Genomic DNA, 1603 nt, shown 5'->3' on the forward strand with positions numbered 1-1603 from the left:
TCATAAGAAAATCTCGGTACGTGGGAAACCCAGTCTTTTTAAAGCTGGGAGGGAAACGACACGAGTGACTTTAGTCACAGTGGTTTTTTTTTAAAAGGCATAAGAGTACCCATCTTTTTTGTGAATAGTTCTACAGTATTTGTAAGAGATTCCTTGTACTAGTTTTTCACGAGTTGAAATGTTAAAACTCCCAGTCTTTCTTATTGCGATTCTCCCAATGTATTCACCGATCTTTTTTCCGGAAAGTACAAAAGCTTTTACGATATCTCCAGTTTGAAAACCTTTAACGAACTTAAATCTAGGTACATATCTTGTTGGGAATCCATACTTATCTGTTCTACACATTTGGCGTGTACCATGACCATTGCATTTGATTTTTAATGGCTGGTTAGTTAAAAGTTTCAAGTTATCAATATTACCAACACAAGCTGCGTCAATCCAATGTTGTTTATCAAGATTTAGCCGAGTTCGGTTATACTTGGTTTGCGCTCCTGTTGCTGTTTTAGTGGGTAATAAGTTAGATAAAACCTTTACTAATTTATTTCTAGTTGCATTGACTGCGGCTGCATCTTTAAGCGGTTTTTTAGCTTGGGATTTAATTCTATTGAGTAGTTCAGGTTTTTTTCCCAAAAACTCTTCAACTGGTTTGTTTCCTTTTTTTTGATTACATTTTTCACAGGCTAAACATAAATTATTTACTCTATTACTTCCTCCTTTTGACTTAGGGTAAATATGTTCAATCTGCAAGGGAACATCTTTTTTACTACAGTAAGTACATTCTCTACCCCATTTTTCAAGTAGATATTCGCGCACTTGATACCCTTGTAACTCCCCCTGCTGATACTCAACGCCAGATACTTCAGGATTTTGCATCTGTTGCATATCAAATTTAACTTTTTCAATCCATAATTCTGTAATCGGTGCATAACGCATTAAACGTTTTACCCAAGTTTCAGTTGTTAGAATACGATGTTCTAGGCTTGGCGGTAGCCAGTCTTTACTACGTTTACGATTGTCAAAACGCGGTTTTCTATACCGAGTTTTTCTGTTTCTACGGCTACTCCTTAATTGCCTACGAGATAATAGAGCATCTTTTATTTGATAACCTCGATGTTCTAATTCCGCGCACCAAATAGCATTTTCTCCGTCAAGTAATGCGATACCCGTAAATTTAGAACCTGGGTCAAGTTTTAAGATTAAAGGTCTAAGAGCAGGATTATCAATCGAATTTTTTAGAATTAACGTAAATGGATACGTTCTGTAAACTGCGGCTTTACCTTTTTCTAACAACCTACGTGCTTGTTTTGGTGCTACTGGGTTTAGTTGTTGTTTGTTTGTATCAACTACAAAAACATAGTTTTGTTTTGATTTAGATTGCATTGTTAGTGCCTCAAATGGTTATGTTAGCTTTCTCCCAAAGGGAGACGCTGCGCGAACGACAAAGTTAGAGGTCGGTAACTATCTAAAAAGCACTTCCTTAACCCATTACAGATGTTTAACTTTTTAGTTTTAGAGCAAGGAACTAGCTACGCATTCCTTGGTAGGTTCTTCAACACTTGCCTCTAACAAAAGTCTGGTCAACTATAATCTAAATTCTTAGGCT

The 1603-nt window shown here is 36.4% G+C and carries 1 protein-coding gene; it reads right to left on the reverse strand.

The features are described from left to right. Positions 1 to 90: 90 nt before the first annotated feature. Complete coding sequence (gene iscB, locus ACM03V_RS34345) at positions 91 to 1380, reverse strand: RNA-guided endonuclease IscB (protein WP_414625290.1); 1290 nt, start codon at positions 1378 to 1380, stop codon at positions 91 to 93. Between the last annotated feature and the right edge of the window lie 223 nt (positions 1381 to 1603).

Origin of the sequence: Calothrix sp. CCY 0018 (assembly GCF_963920925.1) — a bacterium.
GTDB lineage: Bacteria > Cyanobacteriota > Cyanobacteriia > Cyanobacteriales > Nostocaceae > Rivularia.